The organism is Clostridium sp. AF02-29, from assembly GCF_934835585.1.
GTDB lineage: Bacteria > Bacillota > Clostridia > Lachnospirales > Lachnospiraceae > Otoolea > Otoolea fessa.
Map to the genome: position 1 here is coordinate 1 of NZ_CAKVZK010000034.1, position 24,033 is coordinate 24,033.

Annotated in this window: 19 protein-coding genes, 2 tRNA genes and 1 other annotated feature; of the genes, 3 read left to right on the plus strand and 18 right to left on the minus strand. The window is 49.3% G+C overall.

The annotated features are described in order from the left end of the window. Positions 1-189, plus strand: a 189-nt coding sequence (locus PUQ60_RS09110; protein ID WP_273405460.1) for a hypothetical protein, incomplete at its 5' end; no start/stop codon positions are given. Positions 190-248: 59 nt separating this feature from the next. On the opposite strand, the gene PUQ60_RS09115 is transcribed toward PUQ60_RS09110, so the two are convergent. From PUQ60_RS09115 to PUQ60_RS09170, 12 genes are all read right to left on the minus strand, one after another. Beyond that, a tRNA-Ser gene (locus PUQ60_RS09115) sits at positions 249-337 on the minus strand. A 44-nt stretch (positions 338-381) separates the two neighbouring features. Continuing rightward, positions 382-467, minus strand: a tRNA-Ser gene (locus PUQ60_RS09120). A 268-nt stretch (positions 468-735) separates the two neighbouring features. Continuing rightward, the gene (rplA, locus tag PUQ60_RS09125; protein ID WP_022359097.1) at positions 736-1,431 is read right to left on the minus strand and encodes a 50S ribosomal protein L1; all 696 of its coding nucleotides are present in this window, start codon (positions 1,429-1,431) and stop codon (positions 736-738) included. Between the two features lie 67 nt (positions 1,432-1,498). Next, a complete protein-coding gene (gene rplK / locus PUQ60_RS09130) occupies positions 1,499-1,924 on the minus strand; it encodes a 50S ribosomal protein L11 (RefSeq protein WP_022359098.1) in 426 nt (141 codons plus the stop codon). A gap of 69 nt (positions 1,925-1,993) precedes the next feature. Then, positions 1,994-2,512: a transcription termination/antitermination protein NusG gene (gene nusG / locus PUQ60_RS09135; RefSeq protein ID WP_022359099.1), complete on the minus strand. Its 519-nt coding sequence runs from the start codon at positions 2,510-2,512 to the stop codon at positions 1,994-1,996. Positions 2,513-2,529: 17 nt separating this feature from the next. Further along, on the minus strand, positions 2,530-2,733 hold the full coding sequence (secE, locus tag PUQ60_RS09140; RefSeq protein WP_022359100.1) for a preprotein translocase subunit SecE: 204 nt from the start codon (positions 2,731-2,733) through the stop codon (positions 2,530-2,532). Positions 2,734-2,791: 58 nt separating this feature from the next. After that, the gene (rpmG, locus tag PUQ60_RS09145) at positions 2,792-2,956 is read right to left on the minus strand and encodes a 50S ribosomal protein L33 (protein WP_207722866.1); all 165 of its coding nucleotides are present in this window, start codon (positions 2,954-2,956) and stop codon (positions 2,792-2,794) included. Positions 2,957-3,217: 261 nt separating this feature from the next. Next, a complete protein-coding gene (locus PUQ60_RS09150) occupies positions 3,218-4,060 on the minus strand; it encodes a YcxB family protein (RefSeq protein WP_118653108.1) in 843 nt (280 codons plus the stop codon). Between the two features lie 186 nt (positions 4,061-4,246). Beyond that, a complete protein-coding gene (locus PUQ60_RS09155; protein ID WP_273401015.1) occupies positions 4,247-4,996 on the minus strand; it encodes a ComF family protein in 750 nt (249 codons plus the stop codon). Next, positions 4,993-7,359, minus strand: a complete 2,367-nt coding sequence (locus PUQ60_RS09160; RefSeq protein WP_273380926.1) for an ATP-dependent RecD-like DNA helicase — start codon at positions 7,357-7,359, stop codon at positions 4,993-4,995. Before PUQ60_RS09160 ends, PUQ60_RS09155 begins: the two co-directional genes overlap by 4 nt. 33 nt (positions 7,360-7,392) lie before the next feature. Further along, on the minus strand, positions 7,393-8,394 hold the full coding sequence (locus PUQ60_RS09165; RefSeq protein WP_022359104.1) for a rod shape-determining protein: 1,002 nt from the start codon (positions 8,392-8,394) through the stop codon (positions 7,393-7,395). 514 nt (positions 8,395-8,908) lie between these two features. Then, on the minus strand, positions 8,909-10,462 hold the full coding sequence (locus PUQ60_RS09170) for an ABC-F family ATP-binding cassette domain-containing protein (protein ID WP_022359105.1): 1,554 nt from the start codon (positions 10,460-10,462) through the stop codon (positions 8,909-8,911). Between the two features lie 329 nt (positions 10,463-10,791). Here PUQ60_RS09170 and PUQ60_RS09175 point away from each other — a divergent pair, with 329 nt between their 5' ends. Beyond that, positions 10,792-11,937, plus strand: a complete 1,146-nt coding sequence (locus tag PUQ60_RS09175) for a hypothetical protein (RefSeq protein ID WP_273380922.1) — start codon at positions 10,792-10,794, stop codon at positions 11,935-11,937. A gap of 53 nt (positions 11,938-11,990) precedes the next feature. Here the strand turns inward: PUQ60_RS09175 and PUQ60_RS09180 are convergent, their stop codons facing one another. Both PUQ60_RS09180 and PUQ60_RS09185 read right to left on the minus strand, forming a co-directional pair. Continuing rightward, positions 11,991-13,727, minus strand: a complete 1,737-nt coding sequence (locus tag PUQ60_RS09180; protein ID WP_022359107.1) for a phospho-sugar mutase — start codon at positions 13,725-13,727, stop codon at positions 11,991-11,993. A 189-nt stretch (positions 13,728-13,916) separates the two neighbouring features. After that, complete coding sequence (locus PUQ60_RS09185; protein WP_107001892.1) at positions 13,917-14,897, minus strand: phosphotransferase; 981 nt, start codon at positions 14,895-14,897, stop codon at positions 13,917-13,919. Between the two features lie 504 nt (positions 14,898-15,401). Here PUQ60_RS09185 and PUQ60_RS09190 point away from each other — a divergent pair. Beyond that, complete coding sequence (locus PUQ60_RS09190; protein ID WP_337955603.1) at positions 15,402-16,712, plus strand: MATE family efflux transporter; 1,311 nt, start codon at positions 15,402-15,404, stop codon at positions 16,710-16,712. A 134-nt stretch (positions 16,713-16,846) separates the two neighbouring features. On the opposite strand, the gene PUQ60_RS09195 is transcribed toward PUQ60_RS09190, so the two are convergent. The 4 genes from PUQ60_RS09195 to PUQ60_RS09210 all read right to left on the minus strand — a co-directional run bounded on the left by PUQ60_RS09195 (position 16,847) and on the right by PUQ60_RS09210 (position 23,183). Beyond that, positions 16,847-18,241 (minus strand): polynucleotide adenylyltransferase, encoded by a 1,395-nt coding sequence (locus PUQ60_RS09195; RefSeq protein WP_273380627.1) that lies wholly within the window; start codon positions 18,239-18,241, stop codon positions 16,847-16,849. 1 nt (position 18,242) lies between these two features. Beyond that, the gene (gene proS, locus PUQ60_RS09200; protein ID WP_273380644.1) at positions 18,243-19,676 is read right to left on the minus strand and encodes a proline--tRNA ligase; all 1,434 of its coding nucleotides are present in this window, start codon (positions 19,674-19,676) and stop codon (positions 18,243-18,245) included. 138 nt (positions 19,677-19,814) lie between these two features. Then, positions 19,815-20,032 (minus strand) — a binding site (T-box leader). Between the two features lie 285 nt (positions 20,033-20,317). Further along, the gene (locus tag PUQ60_RS09205; RefSeq protein ID WP_022359112.1) at positions 20,318-21,799 is read right to left on the minus strand and encodes an alpha/beta fold hydrolase; all 1,482 of its coding nucleotides are present in this window, start codon (positions 21,797-21,799) and stop codon (positions 20,318-20,320) included. Between the two features lie 259 nt (positions 21,800-22,058). After that, positions 22,059-23,183 (minus strand): AI-2E family transporter, encoded by a 1,125-nt coding sequence (locus tag PUQ60_RS09210; RefSeq protein ID WP_273380630.1) that lies wholly within the window; start codon positions 23,181-23,183, stop codon positions 22,059-22,061. Positions 23,184-24,033: the final 850 nt, after the last annotated feature.

Genomic DNA, 24,033 nt, shown 5'->3' on the forward strand with positions numbered 1-24,033 from the left:
ATTCCAGTCAAAATTCGCTTGGCTAATTTTAACCGTTATTACTGTTGTTTTGGTTCTTCGCAAAATTTGCATTTTGCTCATCGCGTTCAACTCGCTCATGCCTGCAAGCAGTCATGGACTCGTTTTTATCGCGAATGTTCTGAATGTTCTCTTGAACTTCAAGGCTTAACCAAAAGCCTTTGTTCTTAGAATTTTCAGGGTTTTACATACTGTTCAGTTTTCAAGGTTCCTGATGCTTTCGCATCGAACGCAGAAGGAGGGATTTGAACCCTCGCGCCGCTACTAACGACCTACTCCCTTTCCAGGGGAGCCCCTTCAACCTCTTGGGTACTTCTGCAGGTTGATTTTTATATCTTATGAAATTAATAACCGTTTTTGAAACGGAGAGAGTGGGATTCGAACCCACGCGCCCTTTCGGACAAACGGTTTTCAAGACCGCCTCGTTATGACCGCTTCGATATCTCTCCAAAAATGTGCTTAACCATTATATAATGGATATTCATTTTTGTCAAGAACTTTTCCACTTTCTTTTTGAAAGTTTTCACAATCACCTGTGCGTCTTGACTCTTTAATTTTTGTTTCCGCTTTCTCAGCGGCAACAGAACATATTTTATCACTACTAAAGTATAAAGTCAACTGTTTTTTTGACTTTATTTATATTTTTTCGACAATCGAAAAAAAGAGGACGAAAGACCCAAAAGTCCCTCATCCTCTTGATTCTATAACGTCTTCTGATTAGCCAATCAGCTTACCTACGTTCAGCTTAACGCCCGGGCCCATGGTAGAAGTCATGGTTACGCTCTTTAAGTAAGCGCCCTTTAAGGTAGCTGGTTTTGCCTTCAGGATAGCGTCAATAAGCGTCTGGAAGTTGTCCGCTAACTGCTCCTCTGTGAAGGAAGCTTTACCTACTGGCACGTGGATAATGTTAGTCTTATCAAGTCTGTACTCGATCTTACCGGCTTTGATATCATTGATAGCTTTGGTTACATCCATAGTAACAGTACCAGCCTTCGGGTTCGGCATTAAGCCCTTCGGTCCAAGTACACGACCAAGACGTCCTACAACGCCCATCATGTCCGGAGTAGCTACTACTACGTCGAAGTCTAACCATCCCTCGTTCTGGATCTTCGGGATCAGCTCCTCAGCGCCTACGAAATCTGCGCCTGCAGCCTGAGCCTCTTCTGCCTTCGGTCCCTTAGCAAATACAAGGATACGAACGGTCTTACCAGTTCCGTGCGGCAGTACAACTGCACCACGGATCTGCTGATCAGCATGACGGCCGTCACAACCAGTTCTGATATGAAGTTCTACGGTTTCATCGAATTTAGCACCTGCAGCCTTCTTCACGATGGAGATGGCATCTGCAGCTTCATAAAGGCTTGCGCGATCTACTAATTTAGCAGCCTCTACGTATCTTTTTCCTCTTTTCATTATAAAAAACCTCCTAGTGGTATTGTCGGGGAATTCCCTCCCACGTTACTGATAAACATCCCGAAAATTACTCGGCAACTGTGATACCCATACTTCTTGCTGTACCAGCAATCATGCTCATAGCAGCTTCAAGGCTTGCTGCATTTAAGTCAGGCATCTTTAATTCTGCGATCTTCTGCAGATCCTCTTTCGAGATGCTAGCTACCTTAGTCTTGTTCGGTGTAGCGGAACCGGATTTAATCTTGCAAGCTTTCTTTAACAAAACGGCAGCCGGCGGAGTCTTTGTGATGAAGCTGAAGCTTCTGTCAGCATATACAGTAATAACAACCGGGATGATCATATCGCCCTGGTCTGCTGTCTTAGCGTTGAACTCTTTCGTGAACTGTACGATGTTTACACCGTGCTGTCCAAGAGCCGGACCTACTGGCGGAGCTGGTGTAGCCTTTCCAGCAGGAATCTGTAATTTAATATATCCTGTAACTTTCTTTGCCATTGTTGGCACCTCCTATAAATTGTGGTAATTGCGGGGATTTCCCTCCCACAGGCTCATAAATGAACCTCTTTACATCATCTTCTTGATCTCTGTGAAGTTCAGTTCAACCGGTGTCTCACGGCCAAACAGTTCTACACGAATCGTCAGGGTCTGTCTTTCCTCGTTGATGGACTCGATAACACCAACGGTATCTTTCCATGCCCCTGTCGTTACAACAACCGTGTCGCCGACCTCAAAGTCAACAACAACGCCGGTTTCCTTAAATCCGAGACCGGCCATCTCCTCTTCCGTCAAAGGAACCGGTTTGGAGCCCGGACCAACAAACCCGGTCACTCCGCGGGTGTTGCGTACTACGTACCAAGTATCATCATTCATAACCATATTGATCAGTACGTATCCGGGAAACATCTTCTTGGCAACCTGTTTATTGGCTCCATTCTTGACTTCGATAACTTCCTGCATCGGCACGGAAACCTCTAAGATCTGATCCTGAAGGTTCCGGTTCTCGATCGTCTTTTCGATGTCAACCTTTACTTTGTTTTCATAGCCGGAATAAGTATGCACTACATACCAATTTGCTTCTGCCATATTTCTCACCTTTGCCTTTACATAACGAAGTGCAGTCCAAACACGATTGCCGTGTCAAGAGCCGCAATGATAAGTCCCAGCGCAACGGAAACGGCGATGACCGCTCCAGTCTGCTTCGTAACTGTCTCTTTGTCAGGCCAGATGATCCTTTTGTACTCAGCTTTTAAACCTTTCCAGAAACTCTTTTTAGGAGCTTTTTTGGTATTTTCTGTATCACCCATTTTTGTCCTCCAAAGCGCTCAGGCAGATGCCCGATCGCGCAGAACCAACCAGTTACTCTTACTTCGTCTCTTTGTGTAACGTGTGTGTCTTACAGAATCTGCAGTACTTTTTGGTTTCCATTCTGTCCGGATGAGTTTTCTTATCCTTGGTCATGTTGTAATTGCGCTGCTTGCATTCTGTGCATGCCAGTGTAATTCTTGTACGCACAACTTCCACCTCCATTTTTCTTAGTATGCGATCTTTCCACTCTCCAACCGGAAATCTGGTTTTTGAGCATAAAAAAAAGACCTATGTTCTTCCATTCGCCCGTCTACTATATCATAAAAGAAGCGGCGCGTCAAGCAATAACTTGCCGACATTCGCCGCCTCTTTTATATTATAGATATCGTTTTCACTTAGTGCAGGCTGGAACCAGATTCTGCCCGCGCCTCGTATTTCACATTATCAGGACTTACAATGATGCTATAAAACAATCAGAAAGGTTTACTCATCCACTTTCTCCTCGTTTACAGCATCTGTCTTTTCTTCCACATTTTCATGACTGTCTGTGGTATCCGGCTCCGCCTTTTCAGGCTCATCGGTTTCTTCCTCATCTGCCGCCTGGCTTCCGATAAAATGCGCCATTTTTCCAATCTTACCCATATGGCTTGTATCCACGCGGGTGATCTCCGGCTCATCAGCTTCCACAACATCATCCTCAAGCGCGGCGTTCTGATGCAGGGCGCCGCCCTCCTGATTCTCCGCATTTTCCGGATTTTTTGTCACGGATGGATATTCTTCCGGGTTTTCCTTGGCATCCGCAAGCTTTTCATTCATGAATGTCTCAAACTGCTTTTGCTCTTCCTCGCTGGAAAATGCCGACTTGGCGATAAACTGCCAGGTTTTCTCGTTCGTCTCAAGCAGATACATCCGCTCAATCTCAACCATCTGCTCAATGTCGCTGTAGCTGTAAGTCTTGGTCATCTCCTGTGCCGCAACCGTCATGGTCAGTGTCTTCTCATCCAGCGTCAGATGTACGACTGGGAAATTGCCCGTCTTTTCCAAATTTTTAAGTCCGCTCCGTTTCCAGATCATCCGCTCCTGGTTCTGGTTTGAAATCATGTAAAACATGCCGATGCCGACCAGCACCGCTATCACGATGGACGGTACAAGAAGAACCAGATTGCCCTTTGCCTGCATCACATTTTTTCCCAGAAAGAGAGCTAAAAATGCGACATATAAGAGTGCCGACACCATCTTCATTTTCTTGGACTCATGCTTAAGCACGTTCCAGTGAATCCAGTTTTTATAATCTTCCTTTTCCAGGCGATATTCAAATTCCTGCATTCTTTTTACTCCTTTTCTTTCTTACTTGAAATCTCCCCCGCATTTCTTCCGTCTCCTGAACCTTTTTTTGCCTCTCCCGCAAACTTTTAGATTCAAATGCTTTCTACTATTCTTTTCATCCAGAAATGCCGGAGTATTTCCACTTATAAGGCTTCCCTCTGCCTATCTTCTCTATCATATCCCACTTTAGCGTCCTTGTCCAATACAAACGGCAAAAAAACAGACTTTTTCGATCCCCGCAGACAGAAGCGCCCGGGTACACGCTTCCGCCGTGCTTCCGGTCGTATAAATATCATCCACGAGAAGCACGTTTTGCACACCACTTGCCCGGATTGCCTCCGCATCTGCCTGAAACGCCTGCTGTAAATTCCGGAGCCGTTCATCTGGATTCAGCTCTTTCAGGGGTTCTGTATTTCGTATCCGATATAAAAATTCCGGGCACACCGGCATTTCCAGCCGCTCGCCCATCCGCTTTGCCAGAACCTCCGCCTGATTGAAACCGCGTTTCCGTTTCCGCGCCGGGTGGACCGGAACGGGAACCAGACCGTCAAACTGCCACTCCTCCCGATTTTCATACTGCCTCAGCTTTTCCGCTGCAGCTTCGGCATAAAAATCGAGATATTCCCTCTTATTTTTATATTTAACCGCTGCCATCGAACGTGCAGCTTCCTCCGTATAGTTAAAGAGTGCCATCCCACGCGCAAATGACCGGCGGTGTTTCACACAGTCTGGACAATATTCGATTTCTTCACTCCAAACTTCTTTTCCACATTTCTGACAAACCGGCGATTTGACAGGCGAAAGCCTCAAAAGACACGAAGGACAAATAAGCCTGCCCTTCGGCGTCACGAGCTCCCCGCAGACCGGGCAGCGCCTTGGATATAGCGCATCCAGAGCGGCGCGGGGGAATTGATTCCATTTTATATTTTTTATCACAATGTCTCCATAATTTCTTCAATGCGGTCGCGCAGTCCCGAATAGCGCTTCTGTTCCATCGCATTGTCCACCATCTGCTGAAACACATACGGGACACCGACCAGGCAGACACAGGCTCTTGCCCTTGTAACCGCCGTGTAAATCAGATTCCGCGTCATCAGCATCTGCGGTCCGCTCCAGACCGGAATCACGACCGCCGGATACTCGCTTCCCTGCGACTTGTGGATCGTGATCGCATATGCCAGTTCCAGCTCCTCCAGCTGCTTGAAGCTGTACTCGACACGTTTTCCCTCATCATACTCCACGGTTACCAGCTCCGCAAAGGTATTGATCTCGCGGATGCGCCCAAGATCCCCGTTGAACACGCCGGCTCCCTTGTCCACCGGGATGCCGCTGCGGTTGTAGGAGGTCCACTCAATCTGGTAATTGTTCTTGATCTGCATGACCTTGTCGCCCACACGAAACGTCGTCTCGCCATACTCTTTTTCCGCCTTTCCTGCCGATGGCGGATTTAAAAATTCCTGCAAAATGGAATTTAACCGTATCGATCCCAGCACTCCCTTCCGCATCGGCGTCATGACCTGTACCTCAAACAAATCGGCATGGACGTAATTCGGCAGTTTTTCACGTACCAGCGTGATCATTGCATTGATGATCGCATTCGGATCATCACGCTTTATAAAGAGGAAATCCCTGCTTGACTTTCCGATCGGAATGCGCTCTCCGGCATTGATGCGGTGGGCGTTGACGATAATATCGCTCTGCGCCGCCTGCCGAAAAATCCGGGTTAGCTTTACCACATGGAAACACTCTGACTCGATGATATCACGCAGGACATTGCCCGGTCCGACGCTCGGAAGCTGATCCACATCCCCTACCAGAATCAGACGTGTGCCGACATTGACCGCCCGGAGCAGCGAATGCATCAGATTGATATCCACCATCGACATTTCATCGATAATGATGACATCAGCTTCCAGCGGATTGTCCTCGTTCCGCTCAAAATGCATCGAAGTCGTCCGGCTCTTCTCATCCTCCTCTGGCATTCCCGTCAGCTCTAACAGGCGGTGAATCGTCTTCGCCTCATAGCCTGTCGCCTCGGTCATCCTTTTTGCTGCGCGTCCGGTCGGGGCTGCCAGCAGGATATCCATGTCGCCCTTTTCAAAATACCGGATGATCGTATTGATCGTCGTCGTTTTTCCAGTACCCGGACCGCCCGTGATTACCAAAAGTCCGCAGTTGACCGCCTCAATCACCGCGCGGATCTGCAGTTCATCCAGCTCGATCTGTTCCTCTTTCTGGATGACTGCCAGACTTTTCCGAATCTGTTCTTCCGATTCGGAACCAGTGATGTTTAAGTCGTGCAGCATGCGGGCGGTGTTTAGCTCGGTATAATAGTAGTGTGATGCATAAACGGCGCGTTCCGGGGCGTTTGCTATATTTGATACATTTGATGCATTCGGTTCACCCAAAACATCTGGCTGCGGCTGCATCTGCCCCGACACTGCCGATTCCGCCTGAACAAAAACATCCATTTCTGCTGTTTTCTGCTTTTTCCTCTCCCGGATCACCAGCCGTTTATCCATCTGCATATCCATCAGATGCTTGTCAATCTCGGAAATCTCAACCTGTAGAAGCTTTGCCGCCCGATCCGCCAGCTCGTCCTCCGGCAGGTATGTGTGCCCGTTCGCCGTCGCCTGATAGAGTGTATACAGGATGCCGCTCTTGATGCGGAAATCCGAATCTGCCACGATTCCTATCTTCGCCGCGATCTCGTCTGCCATCTTAAAACCGACGCCCGGAATATCGTCCGCCAGCTTATACGGATTGTTCTGGAGAATCGTGTACATTGCCGGACCGTATTCCTGGTAGATTTTAACCGCCAGATTGATGGAAATGCCATAATTTTGCAGAAACATCATCGCCTGACGCATATCGCGCTTTTCCTCGACCTGTTCACCGATGGACATCGCCATTTTTTCACTGATTCCCTTGACCTCCGCGAGGCGTTCCGGCTCTTCTTCCATGATGCGGAATGTGTCCGCCTTAAATTTTTTAACAATCCTGGAAGCTAAAGCAGCCCCGACGCCTTTGATGGCGCCGGAGCCTAAATATCGTTCCATGGAAACAGTATCCTCAGGCGCTTTCAGCTCATAGCTTTCCACCGCCATCTGCTCCCCGTAAATCGGATGCTCGGTCATACGCCCGCTCGCCTCGATCATCTCGCCCTCTGCGATGTAGGAAAAAGTGCCAACCAGCACATATTCCTCCCCGTCGTCCAAGCCGCTGATAGAGAGAACCGTATAGCCATTGTCCTCATTGCGGTATTTTATTTTTTCAATATATCCTTTAACTGCTGCCATATTTTTATGCTATCCGCCTTCCGGCGGTTCTCTTTAATCGTAGTTTTTCTTCTCACCGTGAGCGAACTCGATAAACTTACCAGTTCCGATCGCAACTGCGGTCAGCGGATCCTCTGCAATCATCGTGGAAATGCCAGTTTTCTCCTCGATCAGGGCATCCAGACCGCTTAACAGTGCGCCGCCGCCTGTCAGTACGATACCACGGTCAAAAATGTCGGCTGCCAATTCCGGCGGCGTCCGCTCGAGTACGTTGTGAACGGCATCTACGATCTGGAGTGCCGGCTCGCGCAGCGCTTCCAGCGTCTCGTCGGATGTGACAACGATCGTCTTCGGAAGTCCGGTAACCAGATTTCGTCCGCGCACTTCCATCGTGATTACCTCCGGACGGCGGTATGCCGCACCGATATTTATCTTGATCTCCTCAGCGGTTCTCTCACCGATCAAAAGATTGTGTTTCTTTCTCATGTAACGGACCAGTGCCTCGTCGAAGTCATCACCAGCCACTTTAATAGAAGTGCTGACTACGGTACCGCCCAGGGAAATAACGGCGATATCTGCCGTACCACCACCAATATCTACGATCATGTTGCCGCACGCCTTGGAAATATCGATACCAGCGCCGATCGCAGCTGCTACCGGCTCCTCGATGATCGAAACCTCGCGTGCGCCAGCCTGATAAGTCGCATCCTCAACCGCCTTGCGCTCTACCTCGGTCGCACCGCTCGGGATGCAGACGCTGATACGCGGCTTACGGAGCGTCTTCTTGCCGACTGCCTTGTTGATGAAATATTTCATCATCTTCTCTGTCACTGTATAATCTGAAATAACCCCCTGGCGCAACGGACGGACCGCTACGATATTGCCAGGGGTTCTGCCGATCATCAGGCGGGCTTCCTCGCCGATCGCCATGATCTTATTCGTATCCCGATCGATCGCCACTACGGACGGCTCTTTCAGTACGACACCTTTTCCCTTGATATATACAAGGATGCTGGCTGTACCCAGATCGATACCAATATCATTGGACATCAACATAGTTGTTTTCCTCCTGCTCTGAATATGCACTCTTGAGTACATAAATCTATGAGTTTCATTGTATTTTATCTTCTTTATTTCAGCTTTTTTCGCTGCCATCCAGCCCGCGCATTGTTTTAGAGCGGACTATACCACTTACTATTATATACAACTTTCGATTCTTTTGAAAGAGGTTTTTATTTTTTTATGGACTTTATATTTTTTTTATGAAAGGGACATATTTTAGTCACAAGTTTCTCCTATAATACAGATATGTTATCCGAAAGGGTAACAGGCCTTTGTTTCAAGTGTTACTTGAAATAAAAAAGCTTTTTCATACTCATACCGGACGATACAAATCGTCCGGCCCCCCTAAGCCAATTTCTTTTTTATATATACCTACCATTCCCAATTTAAGAAAAACAGGAACGCCATCGGACTCTCAGCCGATGGCGTTTCTGTTTTTGTCAGTGCCAGACACCTTAAAAAAGGGCTCTATACTGAATGTTGGGGTACGCTGAAAAACATTTTTTTCTTATATTTTCAGACTCCACTCACTGCAGTCCCAGACCTTCGTTGCGAATCCCTCATAGAAATCCGGTTCATGGCAGATCAGAAGGATATTTCCTTTGTACGCCGCCAGCGCACGCTTTAACTCCTCCTTCGCCTCAACGTCCAGATGGTTCGTCGGCTCGTCGAGAAGCAGAAGGTTCGTCTCGCGGTTGATCAGCTTACACAGGCGCACTTTTGCCTGCTCGCCACCGCTGAGCACGCGCACCTGGCTCTCGATGTGCTGGGTCGTCAGACCGCATTTTGCCAGTGCGGAACGCACCTGGTACTGGGTGTAGGACGGAAATTCTTTCCAGATCTCATCGATGCAGGTCGTCGTATTGCCCGGCGCCATCTCCTGTTCGAAATAGCCGATGGAGAGATAATCGCCCAGCGTCACCTTGCCGGACACTGCTGGAATCAAACCTAAAATACTCTTTAAAAGCGTCGTCTTTCCAATTCCGTTGGCACCGACCATCGCAATCTTCTCGCCGCGCTCCATATAGAGGTTCAGCGGACGGGAGAGTGGCTCGTCGTAACCGATCACCAGATCCTCCGTCTCAAAAATACATTTTCCGGAGGCTCTCGCCTCCAGGAAGTTGAACTCTGGCTTCGGTTTTTCCTTCGCCAGTTCGATCACATCCATTTTATCCAGCTTTTTCTGGCGGGACATCGCCATATTTCGCGTGGAAACACGCGCTTTATTACGTGCCACAAAATCCTGCAGCTGCGCGATCTCCTGCTGCTGACGCTTATACGCTGCCTCGAGCTGCGCTTTCTTCGCCTCGTGCACCTCGAGAAACTTGTCGTAATCGCCCACATAGCGGTCAAGCCGCTGATTTTCCATATGATAAATGATATTTACTACGCTATTTAAGAACGGAACATCGTGCGAAATCAGGATGAACGCATTTTCATATTCCTGCAAATACCGTTTCAGCCACTCGATGTGCTGCACATCCAGATAGTTCGTCGGCTCGTCCAGCAACAAGATATCTGGCTTTTCCAGAAGCAATTTCCCGAGCAGTACCTTCGTTCTCTGTCCGCCGCTCAAATCCGTTACATCGCGGTCCAGCCCGATGTCGGTCAGCCCCAGCGCACGTCCGACTTCCTCCACCTTCGCATCGATGGAATAAAAATCGTGGTTCATCAGAAGATCCTGGATCGTTCCCAGCTCTTCCATCATCACGTTCATCTCATCCTCCGATGCCTCGCCCAGATGGTCGCAGATTTCATTCATCTGCACTTCCAGCTCAAACAGGAAGGAAAATGCGCTCTTCAAAACCTCGCGGATCGTCATGCCTTTTTCCAGCACCGTGTGCTGATCCAGATAGCCGACGCGCACCCGCTTTGACCACTCTACTTTTCCCTCATCCGGCTGCATATGCCCGGTAATAATATTCATAAACGTCGATTTACCCTCGCCGTTCGCACCGATCAGACCGATGTGCTCACCCTTTAACAGGCGGAACGAAACATCCTGAAAAATCGCCCGGTCACCAAAACCGTGGCTTAAATGTTCTACATTCAGTATACTCACGTGTGTACCTCTCCTATTTTTCTTTTTATTGTAAATTGTTTGTATTTGTTGAATTGTTCTTTGTTTTTCTGCAAATTTTATCCTGGAAAACAACTCCACTTCATATAAGATTTGCTTTCTGTACGTCTGCCTGCTGTCTGTGGCAAAGCCGACTTCGATTTATTGTACACGAAGCGTGCTTTTGTGGCAAGCGGAGATTTTGGAATTATCTTTTTTCACCCAGATGCCTTGAACTTTTCTAGATTTATATAGTAAGATAAGAAACAACTTCATTTTAGATACGTTTTTCAACCAATGAGAAAATGACTTGATTTTCTAAAGGAGGTTTTATGTATACCTATACCTGGTACCAATGGCTAGCTTTTTTCTATGTATACTGCTTTTTAGGATGGATTTTCGAATCGACTTATGTTTCCCTGAAACAGAAACGGCTCGTCAACCGCGGATTTCTGCGGCTTCCGATGCTGCCGCTCTACGGTTCCGGCGCGGTGATGATGCTCTGGGTGTCCCTGCCGGTGCGGGACACCCTGCCGCTCGTCTATATTTCCGGTTTTATCGCCGCCACGGCGCTTGAATATGTCACCGGCGCCGTCATGGAACGCCTATTCAAGGTCCGCTACTGGGATTACAGCAGCCAGCCGTTCCAGCTGCACGGCTATATCTGCCTGAGTTCCTCGATCGCATGGGGATTTCTGACGATCCTTATGACCGATGTCATCCATGAGCCGATCGCCCGCACTGTGCTTGCGGTTCCTCCGGTTATCCTGCTCATCTGTGATTTCGTCATCAGCGTTCTTTTCACCGCCGATGCTTACGAATCCATCAAGGCAGCCCTGGCTCTGGGTCATACGCTGGAAGCTATGACGAAGCTCAAAGCCGATATCGAAGAGCTCCAGTCCAAGATCGAGCTGCTGCGTGAGGAAGCCATTGAGCGCGGCGCCCTGACCCGTGAAGAAACAGCCGAAAAACTGGCAGCCGCCCAGGCAGAAGCCGCACGCAGACTTGCCGCCGTCCGCAGTGACGCCGAAGAACGCCTGGCAACCGCACGCGCCGAGACTGCCAGACAGCTGCAGGCGGCTGCCACCGAACACAAAGAGCGCCTGGCTGAGACCAAGGCACTCGCCGAAAAACGCCTGTCCGATGTTCGAGAAGAAACCACCTCCCGCATCGAAGCTGCCAAAGCAGGAAACGCAGAACGCATCGAAGCTGCCAAACAGCGCGTCAACGAGCGCATTGCCGAAGTCCGCACCGAAGTCGATGCCCGCATCGCCTTCGACAACCGCCTCACCCGCCTGAGCACCCGGTTAGAAGAACTCAAACACCGCCGCCAGTCCCTGCGCCCGGCTAAAAAGCTCCATGCCTTCTACCGCCGCGGGCTGCTGAGAGGAAATCCTACTGCGGTTTCGTCGAAATTTGCAGCGGCGTTGAAAGAATTAAAAGAACAAAATAGCACAAAAATAGGACCTTTCGCATGAACGAATGGTCCTATTTCTTTTAGGGACTTATTTCACATCTTCTTTTTATTTTTCTACAGCAGTCCATTGACAATCGCCATCACAGACTCGCCTACCTTCTCTGATTTCGCTGCCGCGTCTTCCAGGGAGGTACCTTTCACTCCGTAGTAGAACTTGATCTTCGGCTCGGTTCCAGACGGGCGGACGCAGAGCCATGCGTTGTCTTCCAGTTCGTAGTAGAGAACATTGGAGGATGGAAGTCCGGTCGGTTTTACCTCGCCGGTTGCCAGATCCTTGACGGTATCTGCTTTGTAATCGCGGACAGCCAGCACTTTATGTCCGGCGAAATCGGACGGTGTGTGGGCGCGGAAATATTCCATGATCTCCTGAATCTTTGCCAGTCCCTCAATGCCCTTTAAGCCGATGGACTTCACTTCATCTTTATAATAGCCGTATTTCTCGTACATCTCGACCATCGCATCCCACAGCGTCATGCCTTTTTCCTTGTAATAGGCAGCCGCCTCGCAGAGTGCTGCGGTCGCGGAAATGGCATCTTTATCGCGTGCGTATGTACCGATCAGACAGCCATAGCTCTCTTCCATGCCAAACAGATAGGTTCCTTTGCCTTCCTGCTCATTTTTGAGAACCTGTTTGCCGATCCACTTAAATCCGGTCAGAACCTCGATGAGCTCTGCGCCGTAATTCTTCGCAACTGCATCTACCAGATTCGTCGTAACGATGGATTTAACAACCTGTCCATCTGCCGGAATCTTGCCGTTTGCCTGTTTCTGGCTGAGCACATACTCGCAGAGCAGGGAGCCGGACATATTGCCGGTCAGCGGAATGTATTCGCCGGACTTGGTATCTTTGACATACACGCCCAGACGATCGGCATCCGGATCGGTTGCCAGAACGAGGTCTGCATTTTTCTCTTTTGCCAGAGCCAGTCCCAATTCAAATGCTTCCTTTGCCTCCGGGTTCGGATAGCTGACGGTCGGGAAATCGCCGTCTGGAAGCTCCTGCTGCGGAACCACATATACATGGGTAAATCCAAGCTCTTTCATCACACGGCGTGCCGGGATATTGCCCGTGCCGTGAAGCGGTGTATACACGATCGTGATCTGATCCTGCATGCGGTCAATCGCGCCCTGATTGACTACCTGTGCCTTGACCTGTGCAATATATTTGTCGTCGATCGCTGCACCGATGATCTCGTAGAGTCCTTTTGCCTTTGCCTCTTGTGCTCCCATCGTCTTAACGGTGGAAAGATCGGTGATCGCCATAACTTCCTCAGTCACGCCCTTGTCATGCGGCGGTGTAAACTGTGCGCCGTCCTCCCAGTAAACCTTGTAGCCGTTGTACTCCGGCGGGTTGTGGCTGGCGGTGATATTGATGCCGGCGATGCAGCCAAGCTCACGGACGGCAAAGGAAAGCTCCGGCGTCGGGCGCAGCGTCTCGAACCGGTACGCCTTGATGCCATTTGCCGCCAGTGTCAGCGCTGCTTCCTCGGCAAATTCCGGGGACATATGACGGGAGTCAAATGCGATCGCCACGCCTTTTGCCGCGCCGCCCTGCTTGATGATGTAATTTGCCAGTCCCTGGGTCGCACGGCGGACGGTGTAGATATTCATCCGGTTAATACCTGCACCGATGATGCCGCGCAGTCCTGCCGTACCAAACTCCAAATCCATATAGAAACGCTCTTTAATCTCATTTTCATCGCCCTCAATGGCGCGTAATTCCTCTTTCGTTGCCTCGTCAAAGTATGGATTTTCCAGCCATTCTTTGTAAATCGTCATGTAATCCTTCATGATTCACTTACCCCCTGCTTTCTTCTAGGATGACTTTCTTTTTCTCCATTATAGTATAATTATTCTGAAAAATAAAGAGAATTTCGGTTACTATTCTTTGTCTTTATTTTTTCTCTTTTCAAAGTTTCTCCATGATGTATCGAATACGCTTAACCAAAGAATTTATATGCATATGTAAATCAACATTTCTTATCGGATTGCCTCAAGAAAGAGGTTCCGCGCCGTCTGCTGTTCTTCCAGCTTCTGCAGTTTTTCAATGCTGCGGACTGGAATCCACGCCTTGCCTGCATTATAATAAAAATTTAACTGTTTCCAGTATTTTTCCGGATATAAAAACAGGTAATAGAGGTATGTCCGCTCCTGTGCATTCAACGGCAGAATACGATCATACGTCTCCAGCAGCCGCATCCCCAGACGCAAATCCCAGCCATGCTTTTCCAATATTTTGCGCGTAAAATGATACAGGTCTTCGACCTGGACGCCCCGGTGCATCCGGTTAAATTCAATCACCGCCATCTCATTTTCTTCTACCAATAAAATATGATGCTGGTTCAGATCCCCGTGACACAAATAGTTTTCCGGCTCGCCGTCCTGCTCGATCTGCGCTTTCAGCCCGCCTGCTGCTTCCTGCGCCTGCTCATAAAAGATGGCAAAGCTTCCGCTGACTGCCCTCTCAAAATCCGATTTACGCCGTTTTTTCCGGATATAATTCCGCGTACGGACAAGTTCCCGGTTGTGGCGCTCCATCTCCGCCACCGCCGGACGCGTGAGAATTGACCCCAGATTCCACGACTCATCGATCGCAATGCCGCGCAGTGTCCGGTGCAGCTTCGCGATCTGACCGACCGCCCGGACTACCTCCGCCTCGCTCTGCACACTGCACTCGCGCCCGGAAAACCATTCCTTCACAACACACCGCGTTCCATCCTCCGCCACCGACAAAAGCTCGCCCTCCCGGTTCCGCATATACTGATCGGTCCGGCATGTTTTCTGATTTTGCAGAACATTCATGATTTGTTCTTCAAATTCAAGACGTTTGACGGTCCCCTTATATTCCCGGAGGAGTTTTAACCCCTGACTCGTCTCGCAGATCCATGCGCCTCTTCCACGGCGCTTCGACTGCACTTCCAGTTCATACTGTTCCAGCACCTCGGTTGTTCTCTCGTTCACAACTTCCCCCTCCTGCCTCTATCCGGCTGCCCGCCTTTCCATTTCCCAAAAGAATGTGGACAGCACATTTTCACGCCGGGCCACAGCTGCTGACAGCTATGTTAATTGCAACATTCACACAATTATGCAAATATGCACATCAGACACCCAGCCTGCTACTCCTAACCTATGAGAGGGGGCTTACAAATATGCTTATGCATAAATATCGCAGATTTGAAACACAGTGCACAAACTATAACACACAATCGCCAATGTGGAGTGATTACGAAATTCTGTTCATTGCCATCATTTTGACGGTATGTTACAATGATTCACGTTGAGATAAAAAAGCGGTCTGGCTATTTGTCCCAACAATCAGGCAAAAAATCAAATAATATATTTTACTGTAAATGAAAAGGAGGTCTCTCTTTGTCCATACAATCCGCTCACCGTTCCAACGATGAAAATACGCGCCCGCATTCAGGCGCAGCATCATCCCGTGAAGCTGATCTCGGCAGTGCGCCGATCGGGTCGCTTCTTTTTAAACTGGCGCTCCCGGCAATTGCCGCACAGATCATCAACGTTCTCTATAACATGGTTGACCGCATGTACATCGGCCATATCCCGGACATCGGTCCCAGCGCCCTGACCGGCGTCGGCGTCACAATGCCGATTATCATGTGCATTTCCGCTTTTGCCGCGCTCGCCGCCATGGGCGGTGCCCCGCAGGCGTCGATCCTGATGGGAAAAGGCGACAAGGCTTCCGCTGAAAAGGTACTCGGCAACTGTACCTTCATGCTGACCGTCATTTCGCTCGTCCTGACCGCCCTGTTTCTTGGCTTTGGGCGCCCGATCCTCCTGATGTTCGGCGCCAGTGAGAAGACGATTCTCTACGCCTGGAACTACATGAAAATCTACGTCTGCGGCACTTTCTTCGTCCAGATGGCGCTCGGACTCAATGCCTTTATTAACGCACAGGGTTATGCCAAAACCGGCATGATTACCGTTGCCATCGGCGCTCTCTGCAACATCATCCTCGATCCGATCTTTATCTTCGGACTGCATCTGGATGTGCGCGGCGCAGCACTTGCAACCATCCTTTCACAGGGTATTTCCTGTATCTGGATTCTGCGTTTTCTGACCGGAACGCATAGTACCCTGCGGATACGGCTCCGCAACCTGCGCCCGCAGAAGAAATTTATCCTGCCATGCCTGGCGCTCGGACTGGCGCCGTTTATCATGCAGTTTACAGAAAGTGCACTGTCCATCAGCTTTAACACCAGCCTGTTGAAATATGGCGGCGATACCGCGGTCGGCGCGATGACGATTCTTTCCAGCGTCATGCAGTTTTCCATGCTGCCGCTGCAGGGGCTCTCACAGGGCGCGCAGCCGATCATCAGCTTTAACTATGGAGCAAAAAATATCGACCGTGTGAAAAAAGCGTTTCACCTGCTTCTACGCTCGGCAGCCTGCTATTCCACCTTGCTCTGGCTCTTATGTATGCTGGTTCCACAGATTTTTATTTCCATCTTTACCAACGACGCAGATCTTGCCAGCTATACCATCTGGGCGCTCCGGATCTATATGGCAGCTTCCCTGCTCTTTGCCGTCCAGCTCGCCTGCCAGCAGACTTTTATTGCCCTTGGAAATGCGAAAACATCCGTCTTTCTGGCATTGCTCCGGAAAGTGCTGCTTTTGATTCCGCTGATCTTTATCCTGCCGCATTTCGTTTCAAATCCGGTATTCGGCGTGTTCGTGGCAGAACCGGTGGCAGACACGATTGCGGTGGCGACGACGGCGGCGCTGTTTTTCAGGGAGTATAAGAAATTGGGATAACTCTTTTAATCATCCTCTGATTGAAAATATTGTTGTTAAAAAAGCAAAAGGAAAAGAGACAAAATCGTTTGTCCGGCTTGTCCTGCCGGTTCCAAACGATTTTGCCTCTTTTCTCTTTTTATTTATTAATCTTCTTATGCTTTACTGGTTTTGGCATTCTGCGATTGTTTCAACACTTCCACCTCAGCCAGAAGCCGCTCTTTCTCATTCCAAGCCGGATTCTCCAGCACCTTTTCAAAGAGAAGATGCAGCGTTTTTCCAAGCGCCGGTCCCGGCTGGATGCCTGCCCGAATCAGGTCTTTTCCGGTTACCGCCAAAGTTTTAAGACGGATACAGTCACCGCGCTCCCGGATCTGCCTTGCAAGTGAGCGAACCATTTCCACCGCTTCCATGCGCTCCGGCATCAGAACTTCCTGAAGGAGAAGCAGCCAGTCAAAGACCGTATCTTCCATCGCACTCATCGCGTGGCGGACAGCACTTTCCTCCGGTTCCATCTGCATGAATGCAAAACGGCTCAGAATCTTCGCCTTATCGATCGTGTCGTTGTCCATCTTAAGTTCTCTCAGAACCCGGACACAAGTTCCCTCGCCCGCCGGGGCAAGAAAATACGACCAGCGCAAGGCTTTTTCTGCTGGCAGATGTACCGCAGCAGCAGAAATTTCCCCCGCCATGTCTGTCTCACATTCATGTTTCACGAACATGGGCCCCTGCTGCGCTACCGTTTCCGTTTTGATCGCATCCTTGTCAGCAGCTGGCACATTCTTCGAACATACTTTCTCTTCCAAACTCTGCTTTGCACAGCTTTTCTGCTTTTTCCACGCCGCAAATACCTCTGGAAATGTCTTTGAAATGTACGGTGCCAGTCCTGCCGCCTCTGTTTTCCAGATAAATTCCGGGCGGTCGGACAGGAGTGTTTTTGTCAACTCCACCTGCACCCGTTCCTTGCTCACATGGACGAGGGAGGGTGCCAGCTCACAGAGCGCCTGCCAGGTCTTTTTCTCTATCGAAAATCCCAGCTGGGCCGAAAAGCGGACGGCACGCAGGATCCGGAGCGCATCTTCCGTAAACCGTTCTCCCGCATCCCCGACGCAGCGGATCCGGCGCGCTGCCAGATCCTCCGCCCCGCCGAAAATATCGACAATTCCCGTTTCGTGGCTGTATGCCATCGCATTGATCGTGAAATCACGCCGTCTCAAGTCCTCACGCAACTCGGCAGTAAATACGACTTCCTTCGGGTGGCGTCCATCCTCATATTCACCGTCAATCCGGTAGGTGGTTATTTCATATCCGATATGATCACGCATGACCGTGACCGTACCGTGCTGAAGCCCGGTGTCGATCGTGTGACCGAACACCTGCTTCACCTCCTCCGGGTGAGCCGAGGTCGTGATATCCCAGTCACCGGGAATCCGCCCCAGGATCGCATCGCGGACACAGCCGCCGACTGCAAATGCCTCGTAACCATGTTCTCGCAGCTTTCCCAGGATTTCCTCGACCTGGACCGGCATTTCTATCCGTTTTGGAATCATATTAATATGCCTTACCCCAGTAAACCATCTTCGTTGCCGGCTTGCCGCAGCATACGCAGGTGTCAGCCAGATGTTCCTGATTGAACGGGATGCAGCGGGAGGTTACGCCGACTACTTCTTTCAGTTTATCCTCGCACTCCTGATTGCCGCACCACATTGCCTTGATGAAGCCTGGCTTATTTTCTGCGATCTCCTTCATCTCATCCAGTGTTGTCGCTACATAAGTATGGGAATCTCTGTGTGCTTTTGCACGCTCAAACATATCGTGGTGAATCGTCTCCAGAAGCTCGCCAACCTTTGCTGCGATCTCATCCAGAGATACCGTAATCTTCTCATGCGTATCACGGCGAACCAGAACTGCCTGATTTTCAGCAATATCTCTCGGTCCGATCTCGACACGTACCGGAATACCGCGCATATCGGACTCGCTGAACTTCCATCCCGGAGATTTGTCGGAATCATCCACTTTGACACGGAAGTTGGACAGAACCTCTTTTACCTCGAATGCCTTGTCCAGAACACCCTCTTTTGCCTGCTGAATCGGAACGATCATAACCTGGGTCGGAGCTACCTTCGGCGGCAGAACCAGACCATTATTGTCACCATGAACCATGATGATCGCGCCTACCATACGGGTTGTCATACCCCAGGAAGTCTGATGAACGTATTTTAATTTATTATCCTTATCCAGATACTGGATGTTAAATGCCTTTGCAAATCCATCGCCGAAGTTGTGGCTGGTGCCGGACTGCAGTGCCTTGCCATCGTGCATCAGGGACTCGATCGTGTAGGTTGCCTCTGCACCGGCAAATTTCTCCTTGTCGGTCTTGCGTCCGCGGATAACCGGAATTGCCAGGAAGTCCTCGCACAGATCCGCGTATACATTTAACATCATCTCGGTACGCTCCTGTGCTTCCTCAGCGGTTGCATGAGCGGTATGACCTTCCTGCCATAAGAACTCTCTGGAACGCAGGAACGGACGGGTGGTCTTTTCCCAACGTACAACCGAAGCCCACTGGTTGTAGTTTCTCGGCAGATCGCGGTAAGAATGTACGTCATGTGCATAAAAATCGCAGAACAGAGTCTCGGAAGTCGGACGTACACACATTCTCTCCTGTAACGGCTCTAAACCGCCCTGTGTCACCCACGCTACTTCCGGTGCGAAACCTTCTACGTGATCTTTCTCTTTTTCCAGAAGACTTTCCGGAATAAACATAGGCAGATATACGTTCTCTACGCCGGTTGCCTTAAAGCGCTTGTCCAGTTCATTGCGGATATTCTCCCAGATCGCATATCCGGCCGGTTTGATAATCATGCAGCCCTTTACACTGGAGTAATCAGAAAGCTCTGCTTTCTTTACGATATCCGTATACCACTGGGCGAAATCTTCATCCATCGATGTGATGGCTTCTACCATTTTCTTTTCCTTTGCCATGTCATTTCTCCTTGTTAAAAACATTTTATTGAAATCCGGCTTGCCGGATTTTGGCGCCGAGGCGCGGCTGCCATCACAGCCATATTCCTCTGCGCTGAATGTAACAAAAGCCATCCGATCCCTGCTGATCGCTGCGATCAAAGGGACCGAATGGCTTAACTTCGGCGGTACCACCCTGCTTAACCAGAATCTCATTTACTCTGGTTCACTTACCTTCCGTTAACGCCGGAAATACGTTGCATTTTCATGCACAGCTCCAGGGTCGGTTCAACTTTCAGGGACACAAAAGCCTCGCACCATACAGCTTTCTCTCTGAACGTGTGTCAAAGTTTACTATTTCCTCTCTTCGCCTGTTTTGCTTCTTATTGTTCGATGTTCTAAAATCAAACGCCGGATTTCTTTTACGGCATCCATCCACGGAATTAGCCGTGCAAATCCTGACAGTATTATGATTTTACGCCAATCGGGCGGGTTTGTCAAGGCTGGAACGTGCCCTTATATTGCTTGCGAACCAGAACACAAATCACCCATCATGCACACCTGAATCGACTTTCCCAATACTCTTTCTTTTTACTCGGTCGTCACTGACTCGGTTGCATCCGAGTAAAAAATCAACGTATATACCCCAAATCGCATCTTCCCTATTTTGACAAAATATCCTCCCGATACATCTCCGCCAGCGACCGCAGGATCTTCGCCGTCATCCCCCAGATGATTCCTTCCTCACGCCGGTAAAAGTAAACGTCGTAATGCCCGCGCCGCCAGTGATAATCGCGACCGCCTGGTACATCTTCAAATGGGAATGTCTCTTCCGGCACAGTCACAAGCTCCGTCTCGTAGCGCTCTGGTTCATGTTCCGCGAACCAGCGGAGCGGAACGGAAAAGGTGTGATCGACCTCCGCCTCGGAATATGACCAGCGGTAGCCCTGTAGCGCCCCTAAAAATGGAGAAATCTCCATCGCTCCAGGCGCTTCCAGCACATCTAGCGGCGCGATGACGCGGATCTGGCAGCGGTTTATCAAGAGTTCCTCCATCGTCTCACGGACCGCCGCCTGCTTCGGCGTCTCCCCCCGCTCAACGGCACCACCCGGAAAACAGATCTCGCCCGGCTGCGTTTTTAAGCTGCCCGCGCGCACCTCAAACACCACGTGGTACTCCCCGCCTTTCTGAATCAGCGGCACCAGCACCGCCGCCCGGCGGATTTTCTCTTTCTCCAGCCGCCCAGCTCTCCGGCTGCCCCAGATGCGACTCATCTGCGCCAGCTCGCCGCCCTGAGTCCCTTCTAAGAATGCCTCGACACACTGGTTAAATGCGTCGGGCTTTTCTGCCGCAATAAAATGAGTTCCCTCTAAAATCCGAAGTCTCGCATTTGGCAACGAACGCGCAATCCGGCGTGTGTGGCGTTCGCGGATCATGTCATCACTGCCCGCTATCACAAGGACGGGCATTTTCAGACGGCGGAGAAGTTCAGGGCGGATCCAGGGTTCATACAGCATTAAAGATAGAAGCTCTTTTTTGTGTATATTGGCATCCCAATCGTTTTCCCTTTTTCCATGAATTTTTTCTTTCTGACAGCTTCTTCTCTGTTGTTTATTCCGTCCTTCCTGTCCATTCTTTTTTTCGTTTTCTTTTGAAAACTGCTTTTCTGTCCGCATTTTCCCTGCTGCCATCTGCATTTTTTCTCTTACCTGCCCGATGCCGCTCTTCTGCAGCCAGAGTTTCCCCTCAACGCCCAGGTACTCCTGCGCCACATCCGCCAGCACGGACAGCCTCATGCCAAACGGATTCAGATTCGCTCCATTTAAAATCAGCCGATCCACATATCCCGGATATTTCAAGGCAAAAATCAGCGCAATGTTGCCGCCATCACTGAATCCCAGCAAAATGATGCGCCTGAGTCCCCGGCGGTCGAGAAATTCTTTCAGATCTTCGGCAAAACGTTCCAGTGTAAATGCCCCCTGGCCGCGCGGCGATCTGCCATGTCCGCGTGTGTCCACTGCAATCACATGGTATTTTGACTCGAAAAAGGACATCTGGTTTACAAAATAGGAGCTGTCCTCTCCATTTCCATGAAGCAGCACCATCGGCTGTCCGGTTCCTGACTCTTTTGTATATAAATTCACGTTTGTTCCTCCATATTAAATGATATACAAACTTATTTCAGCTTAACATCCAACTACCCTCCAGCAACTCTTTCTCTGCTGTTTTTCTGGAACTTTTTTTGCATTTTTAATTCCGTATCTATTATTATATACGATCCTCTTGTCTCCCGACAATTCTAAAAAATCCTTTCATCTCCTTAAATTCCCACATTTAAAAACAATTTCAGGTTGTCCATCCACCAATACTCCACTTTTTTCCTCTTCCCCCCTCTAAAAATACCTACCTATAAACAACCGTCCCTTCGTCCTCATCCCCATATTCCTCCACAAAATCCTTAATAATCAACAGCCCAATCGGCCCCAGCAAAAAACCGAACAGACCAAACAGCTGTAAGCCCACATAGATGGCCGCCAGCGTCTCCAGCGGCGACAGTCCCATTTTCTTTCCCATCAGATGCGCCTCCGTGAACTCTCGCAGGAAATAGCAAAGCAGATACAGTCCGAAGAGAATCAGTGCGTGTCCCCACTCCCGCTTAAATAATAGAAGGATACTCCACGGCACCAGCGCCGTCCCCGTGCCGAAGATCGGCAGGGCATCCAGAACACCGATTCCGATTCCGCCCAGAATATAATATGGATTTCCAATCAGCAGCAGTCCTAGCATCGAGAGCGAAGATGTCATCAGGAAAATAACTGACTGTGTTTTCAGCCACGCGCTTCCCGTCACCGCAAGCCGCCTGCCGAGCAGAAAAAATTCGCGGTGAAACATCGAGTCAAACCGCCTCCGGCGCAGCTCATCCATTTCCTGTAAGCTCAAAATCGAGGCAATGAAAAATAAAACAACCACAACAACCGCGCGCACGATCCTCGCCGCAGCCGGAACCGATTTTTGAAGGAGCTGCGGCAGCAGGATTTCCTTGACCTGTCCGCCGCCCTGCAAGCCTGTCCCGCGAAAGAGCTGTCCCAGTCTTCCCGCCGGTAAATGAAGAAACCGTTCTGCCGACTGTTCAAATTGCCCTCCCAGCAGTGACAGTTCCTCCATCCGTCCGGGAAGCTCTTCTAAAAAGCGTTCCAGCTCCTCCATGAAACGCCGTCCCCCTGCTGCCAGCAAAACAAACAGCAGTATACACAGCAAAATCAACTCCACGCCCCCGATCACACCAATAGGAATGCCGATGGTGCGCCCGCGGAAGGAGATTCGCAGCCTTTTTTCAAGAAATGCCGCAGACGGGCGGAGAAAGAGTGCCATCAGGTAAGCCGCCAGAAACGGGAACACAAGTGGCAGCAGATACCGGAAACTTAAGTACACGCCCGCCGTGACTGCTGCTGTGAGAAATGCTTTTTTCTGTTTTCTGCTGAATGCCATCTTCGTAATTCCCACCTTCCCAATTTTTCTTTCTTCCATACACGGTTATGTTTCCATTTTGCCGCATCCATTCAAACCATCTTATCCGTCCAAATAAACATCATTTCACTAAACGAAAAACCACAGGAAACCGGCGTCAGCTCTCGCTTCTTCCGGCTCCTGCGGTCTCTTTTGTAAGCCCTCTTTAGTCGTTCCGGGGCTTACCCATGGACTCCGCCCATTTATGATTCGTACTTCCTTTGTACACGCTTTAGTATGAGCGGGTTGGAGGAAAATATACATAATTTTGTGCGTATGAAAATCAAACAAATCTGCCAAGCCAGAGCACTCATGTTTTTCCGTCCTCTCCCACCAATGACAACTTGAAATTTGCGCATTACCCACACGCCTCCACTCTATTTTTAGATTATTTCTTTAAATTCTTACAGTTTTTTTACTTTTCATTCTTTGTTCTTGCATATCCTTATACAATATGTTAGTATTTGCGTACAAAACACATCATTATTTTTTATAGTAATTGTTCCAATTTCGACCATATAGACAGTAACTCAAAAAATAAATATTTTCATCATAGGCGCCCCCAAATTTAGCATTTTTAAATCAAAGGAGGTATCTACCATGACATATAGACGAAATTTCTTTTCATATTTTAATTTCTTAGGGATATCGTTTTGCATCTTTATTGCATGGGCTTCTTATTTCGGCTATAAGAGCTTAGTAATAAATGGGCTTTTGGCATTCTTTGTATTCTGTGTATTAAAATGTGTCATGTTTGCAAAATTTAAAAATGATATACTGGAAAACGATACTCCCTTCCTATTTAAACTTTCTAATCATGTGTTCGGAATCATGTTCATTATCATGGACCTCTTTATTTTTTATATAAGTC

What these genes read in the sequence shown, in the direction of transcription:
- rplA (WP_022359097.1), bottom strand. Translation starts at nt 1,431, where the DNA reads ATGAAAAGAGGAAAAAGATACGTAGAGGCTGCTAAATTAGTAGATCGC.
- rplK (WP_022359098.1), bottom strand. Translation starts at nt 1,924, where the DNA reads ATGGCAAAGAAAGTTACAGGATATATTAAATTACAGATTCCTGCTGGA.
- nusG (WP_022359099.1), bottom strand. Translation starts at nt 2,512, where the DNA reads ATGGCAGAAGCAAATTGGTATGTAGTGCATACTTATTCCGGCTATGAA.
- secE (WP_022359100.1), bottom strand. Translation starts at nt 2,733, where the DNA reads ATGGGTGATACAGAAAATACCAAAAAAGCTCCTAAAAAGAGTTTCTGG.
- rpmG (WP_207722866.1), bottom strand. Translation starts at nt 2,956, where the DNA reads ATGGAGGTGGAAGTTGTGCGTACAAGAATTACACTGGCATGCACAGAA.
- PUQ60_RS09150 (WP_118653108.1), bottom strand. Translation starts at nt 4,060, where the DNA reads ATGCAGGAATTTGAATATCGCCTGGAAAAGGAAGATTATAAAAACTGG.
- PUQ60_RS09160 (WP_273380926.1), bottom strand. Translation starts at nt 7,359, where the DNA reads ATGGCAGCAGTTAAAGGATATATTGAAAAAATAAAATACCGCAATGAG.
- PUQ60_RS09165 (WP_022359104.1), bottom strand. Translation starts at nt 8,394, where the DNA reads ATGTTGATGTCCAATGATATTGGTATCGATCTGGGTACAGCCAGCATC.
- PUQ60_RS09175 (WP_273380922.1), top strand. Translation starts at nt 10,792, where the DNA reads ATGTATACCTATACCTGGTACCAATGGCTAGCTTTTTTCTATGTATAC.
- PUQ60_RS09180 (WP_022359107.1), bottom strand. Translation starts at nt 13,727, where the DNA reads ATGAAGGATTACATGACGATTTACAAAGAATGGCTGGAAAATCCATAC.
- PUQ60_RS09195 (WP_273380627.1), bottom strand. Translation starts at nt 18,241, where the DNA reads ATGATTCCAAAACGGATAGAAATGCCGGTCCAGGTCGAGGAAATCCTG.
- proS (WP_273380644.1), bottom strand. Translation starts at nt 19,676, where the DNA reads ATGGCAAAGGAAAAGAAAATGGTAGAAGCCATCACATCGATGGATGAA.
- PUQ60_RS09210 (WP_273380630.1), bottom strand. Translation starts at nt 23,183, where the DNA reads ATGGAAGAAAGAAAAATTGGGAAGGTGGGAATTACGAAGATGGCATTC.